Raw genomic sequence first — 17,737 nt, 5'->3', positions numbered from 1 at the left:
TAGGAGCCTTTGCCCTAGCCTATTTCGCCCTAGTAAATTATTTCCACAAGGAGAAAATCTCAGTAGAATAAGGAGGAGTTCATGTTTAAAAAATTAGTAATCGGTTTAGTTTTATTGGTGATTGCCTTCTTTGTCTTTGTTAGATTTGAATTCTTGCCAACACCAGAATTTTTGAGAAATCAAGAGGTTGATGGGGTCAAAGTTGAAATAAAAATCTCAGATGACGAGAGAAAACCAATCATAAGGACCTACACCAAAGAAGAATTTAACACATTTGACCAAGCAAAAATCGAAAATATCAATGACGACGTAGACGGCAGGGTAGAAGGCGACATCCCTTGTATCCACCTTCTAGAAGATAATAAAATTTACCTAACTTTCTACAAAGACGGTAAAAAGATCGACCCAGAAAAGACTCACATAGAAATAACCGCCCACGCCAGTGACTACAGGGACCCAACAAAAACACGCCATATCGAAGGTGAACTAACCGAGGAAGGAGAAAAAACCTACACTTACGCCACAAAAAGATACAGCGTCCAATTCGAAAAATACTTCTTTGAATACCTAAGAACGGAAATAACCTACACAATAAATGGCAAGGACTACGTCTCAATTTTCGGCACCTTCCAAGATAACGCCCCAGTCGACACAGACTTCTTCGAAAACGAAGACCTAAAAGAACCCCTAGACCCAGAAGAATAATAAAATTAAAACCAGCTCAAATTCGAGCTGGTTTTTAAATTCCTTCTATGTCCTCAACTTTTATATAAAAGCTCTGGCCCTGGTAGGTTACGTAGGCGAAGCCGTTTTCTTCTTCTTGGCTAGCTTGGACTACCGAACCTTTTTCAAGAGTATCGAAAGCTGTTTTTTCGTCGGGGTCGGTGTAGATTTGGGCATCTTTTATTAATTTATAAGATAGCCCTATTCCAATTTCATCTTTAAGCTTCATCCCTGTTCCGGGTCTGGTTGGGATATCTTGTTTGGTGTATTTTTCTTCCTTGCCACAGCCTGCTAGAATTATTAATAAGCAAAGAATTACTAACTTATTTATGGTAAACCACCCCACAATAATCTATTCCAAGATCTCTTAGGTCTGAGATTGCCTTATCTAGGGATATTTTTTTAGTTTTTCCATCAATCAAGATTATTTCCATATCGCAAAGCTTAGCTGTTAGGTAAGGATCAGCTGTTTTTAGAGATTTTTGGTCGATTAGGATGTAATTATAAGAAGATTCCCTGTTGGCAATTTCTCCAAAAAACTCGTTTGTGTCAAAGATTTTTTCTGAAGCCTTTTCTGGTAGGGCCAAGTAGTCAATGGTATCTTTTCTTAAAACCTTAAAAGAATTTTCTTCGCTTAGGTACTTTCCTTCAAGGTCTGCTTTATTTTTGCTGTCAATAAACAAAACGCCATTAGTAGGTGCTAGGCTTTCTGCCAAAGCTTTGGCAAAGTCATAGGACTCTACTTTTCCTAAGCTTGTTATCCCAACCACACCGTTTTGAAGTCTGTGATCGATTTTTGATTTTATCTTAGAAATTTCGTCGCTAGTTCCTAATACATCAAAATCAAGATCTCTCAAGTCATCTTCACCTGCTATATTATCAGAAAGTAAGGTCTTTATTATTACTATGGCAAGACCCAAAATAGCTCCAGCAATCCCTGCCGCAACAGAAAAAATTATTAGTTTTTTCTTAGGAGCCTTGTCTACAAAAACATCGTGCAAATAGGCTAAATTATCAGCATTCATGTAGTCTTTTGCCATTTTTCTAAAATTTTCACATGTGAGTTTGAGAGTATCATTTGCCCTATCCTTGTTTGAATCATTGTAGGTTAGGCTAATAAGACCTGCTTGAGGATTTACATCAAAGTCAGAGTGATTCATTATTTCTTTATAAGAAATGCTTGAGCCGCCTTTTTTAAGATCTTTTTCAACTCTTTTATATAGGTCAGGTGACTTTATAATTTCAGTATAAATATTGGCAAGCTTTTCGTTTAGTATTAGCTTGTTATAGGATATTTCTTCTCCTTCTCCTGCTGTTGCAATTAAAACAGCAGATGCCTGGTAGGTTCCTCCCAATTTTTTCATTCCAAGACCCATAACAAGGCTGAAAAATATGATGGTAGGGACAATAATTAGGTAAAGATTTCTCTTTATCCCATCAATTAGTTGGTAAGTTGTAACTTTTCTCATAAAAACTCCTATCTTAATTTAATGACTCAAGAGCCATTGGATTTGTAAAGAAAAAATCATAAGCCGGTGCGTCTACGCTAATATAAATGGCATAGGGCAAGATGAAGACCACTATAGACAAGATTAGCAAAAAGGCAGCCAGACTGTCTTGGTATTTTAATTTTTTAATCATGCTTGGTAGGTAAAACATCTCCAAAACTGCAAAATAAGACGAAAACCTAAAGGCTATGGCAGTTGATGACCTAAAGATTAACATGACACAAAGGCCAAAAACCATACCCTTGACTGCCGCCTTCTCCATCCTATCTTTGCCTAAAGTTTTTTTGTCTAAGTACATAATAGAAACAATGAAAAGGAGGAAAAAGAAAATTATCCTCGGATCATAAAGCTGCATTCCATAGGCAAATTTTCCTTCAAAGGTGTAGGATACAATCTTTTGGGCAAGTCTCCCCAAGCCAACTTTAGATAAAACACTCGCCGCTATTCCAAAAACAAGTTTAGAAAAGACCGATACAACCATGCTCGCCAAGACAAGTAGACATTTCATAACATTATTTAGGTCGATTTCTAAATATACTAGGAAGGGAAGCAAAATCAATGCCGACTTATGAAAGCTAAGGGCTAAGATAAGGCTTATAAAACTTCTTATCCTCTTTTTTTCACTTGCTAGGTAGATGGATAAGAGCCCCAGACCGATAGCTGTCGCCGTCCTAGAAGTTTGCATATCAAATTGCAAAAATATAGGCAAAAATATTATAGCCGACAAAAATGGGTTGACCGATTTTTTGATAACAACATAAGTCACCGGTGCGATTGACAAAAAATTCATTAGGACAATCACCCATTGACGGGAAATACCCATACGGTTTATAAGGTAAGAAGCCAGCCTAAAGGCAAACTCAACCGGATAGGAGAAGTTCATTACCTTATCAAAGTTTGTCCCAATATCCTTGGCAAACCACAAATAATTATAATAGTCAGCATCCCCCGACCCTCTCATTGCAGCAAAGATAAACATCAGAAAAAACATAGAAAAAGCCGCAAGGTTTTTTTGGTATGTAGTTTTAAAATCTATAAGGCTAAAGCACAGAAATAACAATAGCTCTAGCGTAAAAAATAAGGAAAATCCCATGAAACTTTTCTACTTAGGGCATCTGCCCTAAAACTCCCTGATAAAATTCTCCAAGCTAACACTTTTCTTGGCTCTTATAGATTAATATATCTTTTTTTAACGCTAGTACAAATTTTATGCTAAAATATCAAGCACTAAATCAACCCATAGAAAATTTTCCTGCAATTTTATAAAAGCCGTTTGACAATTTTATCTAAAACTAGCTCTTAGTGAATTTTAAATCTTGGGAAGAAAGGACTAGCCTTGATTATGAAAAATACTTTATCGAATAGAGCCTAAAAAGTAGTATATTAAATAGTAAAGAGTTTTTGACTTAGTTTTTATCATCTACACCACTCGGAGTTAAAATTATAAAAAGAGGAAAGGAGAAAAGTTTTGGGACCAGTTATAGTTGGAGATTTGATGCTCTTAATTTTTTCAATTTATATAGGCATATTTTTCATATTTTTCCATACCACCCATCCTGATATGGCAGTTGGTTTTCATATTTGGGAGGCTTGCTATTCTGAGGATACTTGGATTTTTGCCAATAAATTTGCAGGCAGTCTAGCTATTGGTTTGGGAGTCATATTTTACGGAATTATAATACCAATTTTAATATATCTTGAAATTTCTAGGGAGATTCTTTCTATAATTATAATTTTTTCTCTCATGATTTTCTTTTTGCTATTGTTTGGTCTTGCTAAGTTGGTTTTAAGGAAAAAGTTTGACCTTAAAGATAATGGTTAGGAGTTTATTTATGAAGTTCGGGGAATTTGCTAAGATTAATAATATCACAAAAGATACTTTAAGATATTACATGAAGATAGGTCTTATTTTGCCATCAAAGTCAGGAGGAAATTATATTTTCACCGAATCTGACCAAAAAGATATTGAATTTATCCTGGATTGCAAAGATTTTGGGTTTTCTGTAGATGATATTAATAAACTTATTTCCCTTAAGAGGAATCTTCACCCTTTGGATCATAGGTTTAATAATTTCATGGCTTCAGAATTAGATAACAAAAAAGAATTAATTAAAAACGAAATTAAAAACCTTCAAAAAAAACTTGATTTTTTAAATAATAAATCAGATGAATACTTGAAAAATAGACAACTATACCAGAAGCTTGGTGTTGCTGTCGATTTTCTAAAAAATCTATCATGCCCTTCTTGTGGGTCTTCATTTAATTTTACTAATGCAGATATAGAAGATTCTTATATTATTAATGCTGACTTACATTGCAAGAGTTGCTCTTATCATCTTAAAATAGAAGATGGCATCATCATAGAGGATAATCTTCAAGATAGTCCAATTAAAATAGAAGATCTTCCTATTAAGGAAAATCATGAATATTGGCTTGATACCCATCTTGCTATGGAGTGGAAGGAGCTAAAAAACTTAAAGCCAGCCGAATTTCAAAAGGTTTTTAAGACCTATAATTGGATGTATGAAAGAATTATAGATAGTAAACCTGTTAGAAACAATGAGGTTTCTTGTATTATGACCAGCGAAACTAATTCAGGTAGATTCTTATTTTATCATCTTTTAAATAAAATTGGCGATGATAACCCAATAAAAAAATCTACTCTTATTGTTGCTATGAGAAATATTAAAGCTGCAAAAGAATTAAAGAACCTCCTTGAAAGTTTAGGTGTAAAATTAGATATCGCAATCATATGTGCATCTATGGACAAGCTTCCTATAAGAAATGGATCTGTCAACATATTTTTAGATGATTATTCTTCATTTTATTATCTTCTCAGAGAGAAAAAGGTCCTTCTGGATGATAAAAATTTTAATAAGTATCTATCATCTGATGCTGAAGTTTTAGGGATTTTGCCTAAAGACTTTTTCATCCTTCATAAGCACCTTAACTTGTCAATAAATAATTCTACTTTCCTTAATAAATTATATAATAATCCTAAATTTATAATTACTTATGATCCAGATAATAATATTAAACAAAATGCTTGTTCACTAGATTTTACTGCCTATCATTACGACTTTGAAGGAAGGCTTTAAAAAAGATGGGTAAAGCTAATAAGCTCCCCATCTTTTTTTCTTATCTTTGACCTTCTTTGAAAGGACCCTCTCTTGAAATTAAACTTTCTGATCTGTAAGTACATCTTGGTTCTTCTGAAACACATGGACGAATGATAAATAAGTCTTCGTCTAGTTGTTTGAATAATTCCGGGATATACTCTTCTACTGTAAGTCCACCTGTAGCTATGAAGTAAGATATGGCTTTTTCAAGATTTTTAAATTCTTCTGTTTGGAAATACGCATCTCTCCTATCTAGCATATAATATTTTGGATGACAAATTTCTGTTGCAACTGTTCCTGGTGAGTGTACTCTTACTTTTACATTTGATTTGTCATTTTCAAGTTGGATTGCCAAAGCTTCACAGAATCCTTGAGCACCATGTTTAGATACGATATATGCAGGTATGGCACCTGTATAAAGGAAAGCTGATGATGAGATTGTAGGAATGAAGTAAGCCTCACCTTCTTGTTCTTCCATCTTAGGTATGAAACTTCTTGCCGCATATACAACTCCCATTGTATTCACTTCAAAGTCTCTAAAGTAATCTGTTTCAGGAATTTTTAGGGCATGTCCCATGCTTGTTACACCTGCATTGTGCATGCAATAATCTACCCTTTTGAAATGATCAAAGGTCATTCTAGCAAATTTTTCCATTTGACCTCTATTAGATACATCAAATCTATAAGCTATTACGTCAACGCCATCGTTTTTTAATTCTTCTTCAAGCTTTCTTAAAGTTTCATCGTTTATGTCAGAGATTGCAAGTTTTGCCCCTCTTTTAGCAAATTCTTTTGCCATTCCATATCCGATTCCTGTTCCAGCTCCTGTGATAACTACTACTTTGTCTTTGTAATCTGTCATTTTTTCCTCCTTATTTTTAATGACTTACTAAATTGTTCTTGCTATTTCATTTGCAGGCCAAATAGCATCTAGTATTTTGCTTGCTTTAACAGCATCTCCTGCTACATGGTATGGGATATTTAATTTATCAACCATATCTACTACGTCTTTATTTGCTCTTGATCCAACTGCAAATACAACAGCATCTGCATCTAGTTTTCTTTCTTCACCATTTTGACTTACTATAATTCCATCTTCTACAATCTCTTTTAGGGCTGTAGATGTAAGCAAGTCTATGTTTAACCTATTAAAAGTATCAACTGTGTGTTGTCTAATAAGTATATCTATTACACCTATAACATCATCAAGCATTTCTACTATAAATACATCTTTTCCATTTTCAGCTAAAACTTCAGCAATTTCTTGACCTACTAGACCACCACCTATTACAGCAATTTTTTCTTCTTTAACAAAGTCTTTGAAGTCTAAAATATCATGAGCTACATAAGTTTTAAGCTTATCCATTCCAGCAACTGGTGGAATAAATGGTGAAGATCCTGCACACACTATGATTTCATCCGGATTGATTTCTTTGATATTTTCTGGATTTGCTTCTGTCGCAAGTCTAATATCAACTCCTGCACTAGCAGCCTTTACTCCCATTTGGCTTACAGCATCTGCTAGAATTGACTTATGAGGAGCAGCCCCAGCTAGTATATATTGGCCACCTAGTCTTCTAGTTTTTTCAAATAAAATAACTTCATGCCCTCTTAAAGCCGCAACCCTACTTGCTTCAAGACCAGCAGGTCCTCCACCTATAACAAGAATTTTCTTAGGATTTGTTGTAGCTTCTATTTTCCTATCTATTTCATGACCGGTTTGTGGATTAAATATACATGATACATCCCCCTTCATAATTCTTGAAAAACAAGCTTGGGTACATCCTACGCATAATGTTATTTCATCTGCTCTACCTTCTTCTGATTTTTTTACAAAATCAGGGTCAGCTAATTGAGCACGTCCCAGATCTACAAAATCAGCCGCACCAGATGAAATTACTTCTTCAGCAATTTCTGGTGATATTATTCTTCCCGGGCATATTACAGGAATTGATACGTGTTTTTTAATTTCTCTACAGTTATCCTCATTAAAAGCTGTTTTTAGGAAGTATGGAGGAGTAGATATTGCCATTGCTGAGTTACAACCTTGGCTTATGTCTAGGGCATCTGCTCCTGCTTTTTCATAAGCTATTGCAACTTTTATCCCATCATCAAGTTTAAGTCCTCCCTCTTCAACTCCTTCTTCGGCATTCATTCTTACAAGAATAGGGGTTTCTTTTTTAAGTTTTTTCTTAATGTTTTTTATAACCTCTACACCAAATCTGACTCTATTTTCAAATGAGCCACCGAACTCATCATCTCTGTTATTTGAGTATTCATTTACAAATTGATCTATAAGATAACCATGAGCTGCATGGACTCCTATTACATCGAATCCTGCTTTTTCAGCCCTTACTGCAGCATCACCAAAGGCTTCAATCATTTCATAAACCTCTTCTGTGGTCATTTTATGAGGTGGAATTTGTAATTTTGGACAAGGTATATCAGAAGATGACCAAGGTTGACCCTTAGTAAATATTTGCCTTCCACCATGCCAAAGTTGGATGGCAGCTTTTCCTCCTGCTTGATGTATACCATCTACAAGCTCTCTTAGGCTTGGTATAAATGAATCATCAAAGATTCCAAGATCAGCCCCAGTAACCCCTGAAGGGTGAACGCAAGCCACTTCAACTACATTAAGTGCACAACCACCCTCCGCACGTCTTTTATGATAATCAATTATAACTTGGTTTACTTTTAAATCACTACCTACCCTATGAGTCCCCATAGGAGGCATAATACAACGGTTTTTAAGTTCAACTTTTCCTATCTTAGCTGGTGATAAAAAATTTGGATACAATTTTGACATTTATTTTCCTTTCTTATTTAAATTACTTTTGTATGTAACAGCCCTCAAAAACAATAGGTAAGACACTACTATAAGTATTGCTTGAATTATGAATGACATCCTAAATTCACCTGTTTTATCAAAAATCAATGATGAAAGTGGAGTTCCTATCGAAGATCCTATTGTCAAAAAAGCTGTAAGAATTCCTAAAATACTAGCATAATGCTTCATTCCAAATACTTTAGGGACAATTAGTGGCAAGGCAACTACAAGCATAGTTAAGGCAACGCCATATGCTATAACAGCAAGATATGCTGATATTTTTGAATTTGAAACAATCATTATTAAATCGCAAACAAAATATCCTATGAAACCTATACTTATAGCTTTAATTAGTCCAAACTTATCATTCACATATCCCATAATTAGCTTAGCAACTATATTAACCAAAGATACTATAGAAATTAAATTCGCTATAAATATTTGATCATAGCCCAAAGACAAGTAATGAGGAAAAAAGTTATACATAGTTGGTTGAATAGCCATTGCGAAACTAATACATGAAAACACAAGCAAAATAAATGGCAAGGACCTATATATATCGGTCTTATTAAGCAATTCTTCTGCGCATTCATTTTCATTTATCACGTCTATTTCGCCAAGTGGCTTTTGTCCCTTATCCTTAGGATTGGCAACAATAAAAAATGCCCCAACTATACATACTATAAATATAGTAATAGCTTCTATAAATAATGTTTTCCTATAGCCTATTGACAATATAAACCTCGCCACTATCGGATTAAATATAAATCCTCCAACCCCACTTGCTGCAAAAACCAATCCAAGAGCAAGCCCTCTCTTTTCTATAAACCATGCCGATATTATAGTAGAAAGAGTAAGACTTGTGCCATAACTAATACCTGCACCCATAGCTACTCCCGCTAAATATATAAGTGGCAAAGAGTTGGAAAAAGATAAAATAAGTATCGACAAAGAATATAAAAACACGCCTATGTAAATTAAATTTTTGTGGCCAAACTTCCTTATCGCATGACCAATCAGTGCTCCAAATATCGCGATAGATATCGAAGAAAATGAAACAAGCAAAGTAACCTGACTCATATTTACCGATAAATCTTTAGCAATCAATGGTAAAAACTGACTGAGACTAGCATTTCCAAGTCCTAGAGTTAGAAGCATTATGAGTGCCGATAAACCAACATTTATCCACCCATAGAATCTATTTTGCGTCATCAAAACCTCCTAAATATTTTCTAATAGTTAATTAACTAACGAATTTATACATAGTGTATGACGTGGTTTCCGGACAATGTCAATAGCCAAAATAACAAATCATTTATACAAATCTGGTCTTATGACAAACTTTGTTCCAATAACAGATTTTTATTAGAAAAACTGGTTCCAACTCCACTTAGTTACATGTGAAATTTTGATTCAAAAAGACATTTAATTTAGTCTAACTAAATTTGTTAGATTTTTATTAATTATTTCCTTAAAATAATGTAAATAAAAAACTTTAAATTTTTATTGGCAATAAAATAATAATTTGTAAATTTTATGTGTTAATTATTAAATAAAGTTCCTCTTAGAATCCCTATCAGAGTTTTGATTTTAAAAATTATGCATCTAAACTAAGTGAATCTTACATATTAAATAATTGATTTTGCTTTGATTTGCTATATAATAGTACTAGCAAAAGGGAGTAGCCCAATTATTTAATCGTCAGAACGGTTTTTACCCGGTTAAATAAACCCTAAAAGGTGGCGAGACGGAGCTAATGAGTATAACTCAAGAAGCCCCGCTTTTTTTATATCTTTTGCAAAATTTAAGGAGGAATTATGGACTATAAAGGCAGTCTTAATGAAGTAATTAAAAAACTAGAAACAGACGCAAAGCGTGGACTTACTTCATCAGAAGCTCGTGCAAGGCTTGAAAAATATGGCCCAAATGCTATTGAGTCATCAAATAAAAAGAGTCTACTTAGCAAGATTATCGATCAGATAGCCGACCCTATGGTTATTCTTTTGGTAATTGCTGCTATCGTATCAGCTTTCACAGGTGATGTAATCGAATGTGTAATTATTATCGCAATTGTTATTATTAACGCCATTATGTCTATCATCCAGGAAGGAAAGGCAGAAGACTCTGTGGCAGCTTTACAAAAAATGAGCTCGCCAGAGGCCACTGTCATCCGTGATGGACAAAGAGGACATATCAAGGCAGAGGACTTGGTGCCAGGAGATGTAGTTGTGCTTGAAACTGGGGATATTATCCCAGCTGATATGAGACTTATCGAAGCATCCAACCTAAAGATAGACGAATCATCACTTACAGGAGAATCTGTGGCAGTTGAAAAGGACGCAAATTTTGAAACAAACGAAGATGTTGGTATAGGAGATAGGGAAAACTACGTCCACTCATCATCAATCGTGACTTATGGTCGTGGCATAGGCCTTGTGGCATCTACAGGTGAAGAAACAGAAATAGGTAAGATTGCAACAAGTCTTGATGAAGTTGAAGATAAGGAAACACCTCTTCAAAAGCAGCTTAAAAACCTATCTAAGATTCTTGCTGTCCTTGTTGTTGTAGTTTGTATAGGCGTTTTTGCCCTTGGATATTATAGGGGTAGTCACAATCTTTTAGAAAATTTCATGGTAGCAGTATCTCTTGCAGTTGCAGCTATTCCAGAGGGTCTTACAGCTGTTGTAACTATTGTTTTATCAATCGGTATGAACAGGATGGCAGACAGGAAGGCTATTGTTAAAAACCTCCTATCTGTAGAAACTCTTGGCTCTACCACAGTTATCTGCTCAGATAAGACTGGAACACTTACTCAAAATGAGATGACTATTACAAAAATTTTCACCAATGACCAAGAATACGAAGTCGAAGGTACTGGCTACAAACCAGAAGGTGATATTAGAAACCAAAATAAAGAAGTAATTAATTCTGACGGACAAATCGAACTTCTTATGACGATAGCAAGCCTATGTAATGATGCAAACCTCACTAGAGAAGGTGCAGAATACAAGATTACAGGCGACCCTACTGAAGGGGCTATGCTAACATTCGCTGAAAAATGGAATATCAACCAAGAAAATCTTAACGATAAGCACCCAAGACTTCAAGAAATCCCATTTGATTCTACAAGGAAGATGATGACTACTTTCCACGAACTAGATGGCAAATACTACGCTATGACCAAGGGTGCACCAGATATGGTAATGGGCCATTCTTCAAAGATTATGATAAATGGTCAGATGGAAGACTTTACAAATGATTATCGCAAGAAGCTTTCAGATAAGAACAATGATCTTGCAAGTGGGGCCCTAAGGGTAATGGCCTACGCTTTTAGACCGCTAGAAACTCTTGATCAAGACCTTACTACAGAAAATATCGAAAGAGATATGATTTTTGTTGGTCTTACAGGCATGATTGACCCAGCAAGACCAGAAGCCAGAGCTGCTGTTGCTGAATGTCACGCATCAGGCATTGATGTAATAATGATTACAGGCGATTATTTTGAAACAGCCCTTGCCATTGCCAAAGATTTGGGAATCGCAACCAGCCGTGACCAAGCTATGCAAGGCTCAGAGCTTAACGATAAGACCCACGAGGAAATCAGAGAAATTGTCAAAACTAAGAGAGTTTTTGCCAGAGTTTCCCCAGAAAACAAGGTTCAACTTGTTAAGGCCCTAGAAGCCAACGACAATGTCGTAGCCATGACAGGTGACGGTGTAAATGACGCACCAGCCATCAAAAACGCTGATATTGGTGTCGCCATGGGTATTACAGGAACAGATGTTGCCAAAGATGCATCAGATATGATCCTTGTTGACGATAACTTCGCAACCATTGTAAATGCAGTAGAAGAAGGAAGAGTAATCTTTTCAAACATCAAAAAGTTTGTATCCTTCCTCCTATCTTGTAACATTGCAGAAGTTTTGATAGTTTTCCTATCAATTTTAATGGGACTACCTAGCCCACTTACCCCAATACAATTATTGTGGCTAAACCTAGTCACAGACGCCTTCCCAGCCCTAGCTTTGGGTGTTGAACCAGCAGAACCAGGCCTTATGGAAGAACCTCCAAGAGATCCAAGAGAATCAATCATCTCTGGCGATATCAGAACAAATCTCATTAGCCAATCAATCTTTATAACCCTTGCAGTCCTTGCAGCTTATATAGTTGGCTTAAAATGGATTTTCCCTAACTCAATCGAAGGTGCCCACACCATGGTATTTGCAACCCTAATTACATCAGAACTCCTCAGAGCCTTCTCAGTAAGGAGCACAAAGTACACCCTAAAGGAATTAGGTTTCGCTTCAAACCCACACCTAATAAAGGCAGTAATCCTATCCTTTGCCCTACTTTTGGTTGTAATGTATGTTCCAATTTTAACAGAACTCTTTGAGGTCGTTTCCCTAACATGGGAATGGATTCCAGTTCTAATATTAGCATTAATTCCGCTAGTTTTTGGAGAAATATCTAAGGTTATTAGAAGAAAGAAATAACTTGGAAAATAAAAGTCAAATTAGAAAATTTTTCAAAAATAGATTGCTAAGAGCTTTTAAAAGCAAAAGTCAAAGGCTATTGAAAATTAAAATACAAACCCCAGAATCCTACTAGATTCTGGGGTTTTCTTGCTTATTTTTTATAAATGTCAATTAAGTTGTCGATTAAATCTCTTAGTAGCAAGGTGGTCATGTAGTGGTCTTGGGCATGGATGGTCAAAAAATCTAAGCCCTCACTTCCTACTTCTGCTTCCTTTTCTAGGAAATCTTGTTGAGCACGGCCTGCCATTTCTAGGTTTTCTATGCCCAAACCTATATATTGATCTACTTCTTCAAGCTTACCTTTTTTAGCTAGATTGAGGGCTTCAAGGAAATTACTCCTAGCATTTCCGGAAAAAGCTACTACCCTAAGTCCAGCATTGGTTAGTTCTTCTTTTGGATTGTTAATATTAGTCATAAATCTCTCCTTATATAGATTCTTATTAGTAAAATACCGAAATCAGATATATATGCAAGCTAAAGTCCCAAGACTATCCCAAGTCCTGCTCCTGCTAGTATTATCCAAATTGGACTTAGTTTTTTAAATTTAAACAGTATTAATGTAAAGACCCCAAAAAGGATAATTGGAATTGGTCTTAGCAAAGATAAAAGGCTGCCAGTTGCTGCATAAGCCTCAGGGTTTAATAGGGTAATGATTAGGACCATTGACATAGCCCCCAAAATCAAACCAGCTGTGGCTGGTCTTAATGTGCTAAAAGCATCCTTTACTGTCTTTGAATTTTTAAAGGCTTGAATCATCCTTGCAATTATCAGAATTATTATAATGGGTCCTGTAACAAGAGATAGAGTAGCAAGAATACCTCCGATTGGTCCGTGCGCCTTAATGCCTGCGTAAGTCGCCATATTAATCCCAATTGCTCCTGGGGTTGACTCAGATACTGCTATCATATCCAAGAGCTCTTCGCTTGTGAAATATCCGTATTTTTCGCCCATTTCTTGTAAAAAAGGGATAGTAGCCATACCACCACCTACGGCAAATAGACCAGCTTTAAAAAATTCCCACATTAATCTAAGCATTTCTCACCCTCCCTAAAATAATACCAAGGGCTGCAACTATAATTACAATTACAACTGGTGAAACATCAAACACTGTAATAGCTAGCAAGGTTAATAAAAACACAAGAAACTTAGCTATTGAATTGGCATTTTTCCTTAACATCTTTATTATTGAGTACAAGACTAAGGAACAAACGGCTATCCTTATCCCCGCAAAGGCGTGTTGGACAGCAGCTATGTGGGAAAAATTTTGTAAAAAACTCGATATCATAGTGATAATAATTATAGAAGGTGTTATAAAGCCAAGACTTGCCACTACCCCTCCGATGTTTTTGCCCATCTTATAACCACAAAAAGTTGCGGTGTTTATAGCGATAACTCCGGGAGTAGACTGGCCAATGGCGTAGTAATCTAAAATTTCTTCACTTGTCGCCCATTTCTTTTTATCAACAACTTCTCTTTCCAAAATTGGCAACATGGCATAGCCACCACCAAAAGTCATAAATCCAATCTTAACAAAAGTTATATAAAGGTCCAATAATATATTCATCTCAAATCCCTTTCTTATTCTAATCTTATTATATAACAAAGCCTTGAATATATAAAGGATGTCAGCTCTCCATTTATTTTTAAGCTTGATACCCATTTTTAATTATAGTTACAGAAATAATACAGACACCTCTATTTATATTATGAACACCAAGGTTTTAGGAGCCTAAGTAACAAAATAGTAACATTTGTGTTGACAATTTGGTTTTTTTGAGTTAAAATATTAGTTGTTATATAAGATAAGGAGATAAGATGAAAAATTTTAAATATATATTTACAGGACTAGTTACTGTATCTGCCCTAGCTATGGCGAGCCCAGTAATGGCAGCTGAAGAAGCGTCAAATACGCAAACAAATTTAACAACTAATGATTCTGTAAAATATGATGATATTGTAAAATATGATAATTTTGACTTAGATGATCTTTTGAAAAATAAGCAGCAAGACCTTCCACACAAAGAAACTGAAATCAAACAAACTTCATACAAGGATGAGAACACCCTTGAATTACAGGAAAAAGAAAAACAAAAACAAATAGAAAAACAAAAACAAATAGAAAAGCAAAAGCAGATAGAAAAACAAAAGCAAAAAGACCAAGGCCATCCTGACCGCGTAAATATTACTGGTTCAAATAGAAATGCTACAGGCAACAACAAAGAGCCTGGCAAAATCATTTGGAGAAATTATAGACCGGGCGACCTTGCAAACTTTGACATAAGAACTAAGAATCCTAGCCATATTACAGGCGCATACATAGATAGGTTTTTAGAAAAACGTGGCCACTATACACCACTTAAAGGCTATGGAGATACTATCTTAAAGCTTTCAAATCAATATGGAATAAACGTAGGTATCTTTATGGGACAAATCGCCATGGAAACCACCTTTGGAAAGAATCCTGGCGGCGGTAAATACAACTTTGGTTGTATCCGTTATTACAAAAATGGTTACGGTAGCGAATGGCCTCCTGCTTATATAGGTCGTTCTCCATGGGTAAACCCACCAACAGTTAAAGACGGCATTGAAGTTACTTACAAGCTTATGAGAAAAGCCTATGCAGATAAGGGATACAAAACATACAAAGCCTTTATCAACCGCTATTCTCCTTCCTTTGAGAATAACCACATAGGTTTTGAGCAAATGACTGCAGGTACAATGAACGCCTTAAATATACCATATTAATACTAACAGCCTAAACAATGAGTTTGGGCTGTTTTTCTATGCCAACCTTTGCCTTATTCCAAAAATCATATAAGATATATATGAAGATAAAAATAGAAAAGCTAAGAAAGGATAAAAATGAAAAAACTAATATTTGATGTCGATGGGACTATCCTAGATTCTATGCAAATTTGGATTGAGCCACAAAACAAACTTTTTTCCAAGTACGGTTTCTCAATGAATGATCTAACCAAGGAAGAAAAAGGCAAGATTGAAGCCTTATCAATTGAGGCTATGTGCCAATATATAGTTGATGAGATAGCCAAAGATATGACCTTTGACGAGGTTAGGAAGTATTTTGAGGATGTAATCTACGACGCCTACAAAAACTACCTCCTTGCAAAGCCTGGTAATCTTGAGATATTGAAAAAATTAAAAGACCAGGGTTTTTCCATGTCAGTTGCCTCATCAACTCCTTACAGGTATTTGGAGATGGCCCTAAAAAGGCTAGAAATCTACGATTACTTTGATTTTTTTGCTACACCAGATCTTTTGGATATGAGAAAATCCGATTCAAAATTTTGGCAATATTCAATCAAAAAACATGGAGCAGCTCCTTCTGAATGTGTCTTATTTGATGATGCCCTCTATGCTATAAAGGCAGCTAAGAAGGAAGGAATCATAACAGTTGGCCTTGAAGACTTCCCTTGGAATGAAAGAGAGTGGGATTTTATAGAAAAAGAAGCAGATATGACTTTAAAATCCATAGCCGATCTAGATATAAATATACTTAAATAAAAGAAAAAGATGTTTGACCCCTAAAGGTCGAACATCTTTTTTTGGAAATTTTGAATTAATCAGTTTTAAGGTTCTTAGTGATTTGTTTTATTTTTTTTAACTTTTTATAATAAATAGTATTCTAAAATCCTTCATTAAAATCACTCTTACCCTATATTATTAACTAAGTCTTATTTTTTCTTATTAACTATTACAGATACACCATCTGGTACAAATGCGATTTTCGCATCTTCACCCTTGATTTCCTTTGCCATTCTAAGTGCTTCTTCAAGACTTTCAGCATAGGTCATGTGCATATCTTCAATCAATTGTCTATTTTCTGGGTCAGTTACAAAAATAACTTTATGGCGTACAAGAATTCTTGCAAGGATTTGGATTTCCCATTGATCTGGAATAGTTTCTTCCATTGGGATTTGAAGAACTCTGTCTTCAACGTCTTTTGGAGTTGCAGCGTCCTTGAATGTTCTGTAGAAGCTCTCTCCGCCGTGTCCGTCATCACATCTAGAAACTTCAATTATTACACCATCGTCAGCTGCTGCCGCTTCTGCTGCTGTCATTGATTTTACAGATTGGTAGACGTTTTGATCTAATGGATAGCCGCCGTTACTTGTTACAGCTATATCAGCGTTTACACCCTCAACAGTTGATAGGCCTCTTACAAATTCAGTGCCTTCAAAGTGAGCTTTTACCCTATGGCCTGCAAAGGCATTAATAATCTTCTTATCAGCGTCAATTACAACGTTTAGGATAAAGGCAAGTTTTGCCTGTTCTGCTGCAAATTCCATATCCTTGTGGATTGGGTTTTCTTTTAGGATACCTGTTCTTGAATAATCACTTGCTATGAATTTAGAGCAGTGGTTGGCAAGAACTGTTTTTTCACTTGCTATACCTGGAAGAACTGATTTTCTACCACCAGAGAAACCTGCGAAAAAGTGTGGTTCAATAAATCCTTCAGCTATTAATAAGTCAGCATTTACAGCGTGCTTGTTTAGTAGAAGTCTGCCGCCTGATGGAAGTCTGTCAAGCTCAACCATGTCTTCATCAACGCCAGATTTGTGGACAACTATATTTTCATTATCTACAATTTCTTGGCCATACTTAGCAACTAATTCTTCATGAGTAGTTGGTCTATGGAAACCTGTTGCTATAAGAATTGTGATTTCAGCATCAGGATTTGTTGACCTAATTTCCTCAAGAAGGATTGGCATAGTAATAGCAGATGGAACTGGTCTTGTGTGGTCAGATGAAATTATTGTGATAGTTTTCTTGCCTTTTGCAAGGTCAGATAATTTCTCTGTACCAATTGGATGGGCTAAGGCATCTCTAACAAGGTCTTCTTGGCTTTTTGTCGCCTTAAAACTATGCGCCTTGCTCTCTAGTATAGCTACATCATCGCCTACTTCTAATTCAACGAACTTTTTGCCATAAGGCAATCTTACTTGTTTCATATTTACTCTCCTTTTCTTCTCTCTATATTATTTTATAAGAAAATCTTAAATA

At 35.5% G+C, this 17,737-nt stretch carries 16 protein-coding genes; 6 read left to right on the top strand and 10 right to left on the bottom strand.

Annotated elements, in window-relative coordinates:
- Positions 1 to 81: 81 nt before the first annotated feature.
- On the top strand, positions 82 to 705 hold the full coding sequence (locus RQ893_RS01455) for a hypothetical protein (protein WP_311481284.1): 624 nt from the start codon (positions 82 to 84) through the stop codon (positions 703 to 705).
- A gap of 34 nt (positions 706 to 739) precedes the next feature.
- Here RQ893_RS01455 and RQ893_RS01450 read toward each other — a convergent pair whose 3' ends face one another.
- From RQ893_RS01450 to RQ893_RS01440, 3 genes are read right to left on the bottom strand one after another with little or no spacing between them, the layout of a single operon-like run.
- Positions 740 to 1,069, bottom strand: coding sequence for a hypothetical protein (locus RQ893_RS01450; protein WP_311481283.1), 330 nt, complete (start codon positions 1,067 to 1,069; stop codon positions 740 to 742).
- Entirely contained in the window at positions 1,047 to 2,192 is a 1,146-nt protein-coding gene (locus RQ893_RS01445; RefSeq protein WP_311481282.1) for a hypothetical protein, read from the bottom strand. Before RQ893_RS01445 ends, RQ893_RS01450 begins: the two co-directional genes overlap by 23 nt.
- 13 nt (positions 2,193 to 2,205) lie before the next feature.
- Positions 2,206 to 3,222, bottom strand: coding sequence for an EpsG family protein (locus RQ893_RS01440; protein ID WP_311481281.1), 1,017 nt, complete (start codon positions 3,220 to 3,222; stop codon positions 2,206 to 2,208).
- 477 nt (positions 3,223 to 3,699) lie between these two features.
- On the opposite strand from RQ893_RS01440, the gene RQ893_RS01435 reads away from it, so the two are divergent.
- Together RQ893_RS01435 and RQ893_RS01430 are read left to right on the top strand one after the other, a co-directional pair.
- Positions 3,700 to 4,053: an SdpI family protein gene (locus tag RQ893_RS01435; protein WP_311481280.1), complete on the top strand. Its 354-nt coding sequence runs from the start codon at positions 3,700 to 3,702 to the stop codon at positions 4,051 to 4,053.
- A 10-nt stretch (positions 4,054 to 4,063) separates the two neighbouring features.
- The gene (locus tag RQ893_RS01430) at positions 4,064 to 5,329 is read left to right on the top strand and encodes a MerR family transcriptional regulator (RefSeq protein ID WP_311481279.1); all 1,266 of its coding nucleotides are present in this window, start codon (positions 4,064 to 4,066) and stop codon (positions 5,327 to 5,329) included.
- A gap of 40 nt (positions 5,330 to 5,369) precedes the next feature.
- Here RQ893_RS01430 and RQ893_RS01425 read toward each other — a convergent pair whose 3' ends face one another.
- Genes RQ893_RS01425 through RQ893_RS01415 form a run of 3 tightly spaced genes read right to left on the bottom strand, consistent with a single transcriptional unit; the run spans position 5,370 to position 9,392 of the window.
- Entirely contained in the window at positions 5,370 to 6,212 is an 843-nt protein-coding gene (locus RQ893_RS01425; protein ID WP_311481278.1) for an SDR family NAD(P)-dependent oxidoreductase, read from the bottom strand.
- Positions 6,213 to 6,239: 27 nt separating this feature from the next.
- Positions 6,240 to 8,159 carry an FAD-dependent oxidoreductase gene (locus RQ893_RS01420; protein WP_311481277.1) on the bottom strand — a complete coding sequence of 640 codons (1,920 nt, stop codon included), beginning with the start codon at positions 8,157 to 8,159 and terminating at the stop codon, positions 6,240 to 6,242.
- Entirely contained in the window at positions 8,160 to 9,392 is a 1,233-nt protein-coding gene (locus RQ893_RS01415; RefSeq protein ID WP_311481276.1) for an MFS transporter, read from the bottom strand.
- A 605-nt stretch (positions 9,393 to 9,997) separates the two neighbouring features.
- Between RQ893_RS01415 and RQ893_RS01410 the strand changes: the two genes are divergently transcribed.
- A complete protein-coding gene (locus tag RQ893_RS01410) occupies positions 9,998 to 12,673 on the top strand; it encodes a cation-translocating P-type ATPase (RefSeq protein WP_311481275.1) in 2,676 nt (891 codons plus the stop codon).
- Between the two features lie 133 nt (positions 12,674 to 12,806).
- On the opposite strand, the gene RQ893_RS01405 is transcribed toward RQ893_RS01410, so the two are convergent.
- The 3 genes from RQ893_RS01405 to RQ893_RS01395 are packed head-to-tail and all read right to left on the bottom strand — an operon-like array spanning position 12,807 to position 14,279.
- Complete coding sequence (locus tag RQ893_RS01405; RefSeq protein ID WP_311481274.1) at positions 12,807 to 13,130, bottom strand: PTS lactose/cellobiose transporter subunit IIA; 324 nt, start codon at positions 13,128 to 13,130, stop codon at positions 12,807 to 12,809.
- A 59-nt stretch (positions 13,131 to 13,189) separates the two neighbouring features.
- A complete protein-coding gene (locus RQ893_RS01400) occupies positions 13,190 to 13,750 on the bottom strand; it encodes a chromate transporter (protein WP_311481273.1) in 561 nt (186 codons plus the stop codon).
- Positions 13,743 to 14,279, bottom strand: coding sequence for a chromate transporter (locus RQ893_RS01395; protein WP_311481272.1), 537 nt, complete (start codon positions 14,277 to 14,279; stop codon positions 13,743 to 13,745). The genes RQ893_RS01400 and RQ893_RS01395 overlap by 8 nt, the downstream gene beginning before the upstream one ends.
- 251 nt (positions 14,280 to 14,530) lie before the next feature.
- On the opposite strand from RQ893_RS01395, the gene RQ893_RS01390 reads away from it, so the two are divergent.
- Together RQ893_RS01390 and RQ893_RS01385 are read left to right on the top strand one after the other, a co-directional pair.
- Positions 14,531 to 15,460, top strand: coding sequence for a hypothetical protein (locus tag RQ893_RS01390; protein WP_311481271.1), 930 nt, complete (start codon positions 14,531 to 14,533; stop codon positions 15,458 to 15,460).
- Positions 15,461 to 15,577: 117 nt separating this feature from the next.
- On the top strand, positions 15,578 to 16,237 hold the full coding sequence (locus RQ893_RS01385) for an HAD family phosphatase (protein ID WP_311481270.1): 660 nt from the start codon (positions 15,578 to 15,580) through the stop codon (positions 16,235 to 16,237).
- 170 nt (positions 16,238 to 16,407) lie between these two features.
- Here RQ893_RS01385 and larA read toward each other — a convergent pair whose 3' ends face one another.
- Positions 16,408 to 17,685, bottom strand: coding sequence for a nickel-dependent lactate racemase (gene larA / locus RQ893_RS01380; protein WP_311481269.1), 1,278 nt, complete (start codon positions 17,683 to 17,685; stop codon positions 16,408 to 16,410).
- Positions 17,686 to 17,737: the final 52 nt, after the last annotated feature.

This window comes from uncultured Anaerococcus sp., from assembly GCF_963510915.1.
Classification (GTDB): Bacteria; Bacillota; Clostridia; order Tissierellales; family Peptoniphilaceae; genus Anaerococcus.
The sequence above is the reverse complement of the archived record's forward strand: the minus strand, read 5'-3'. Positions and strand labels throughout refer to the sequence as shown.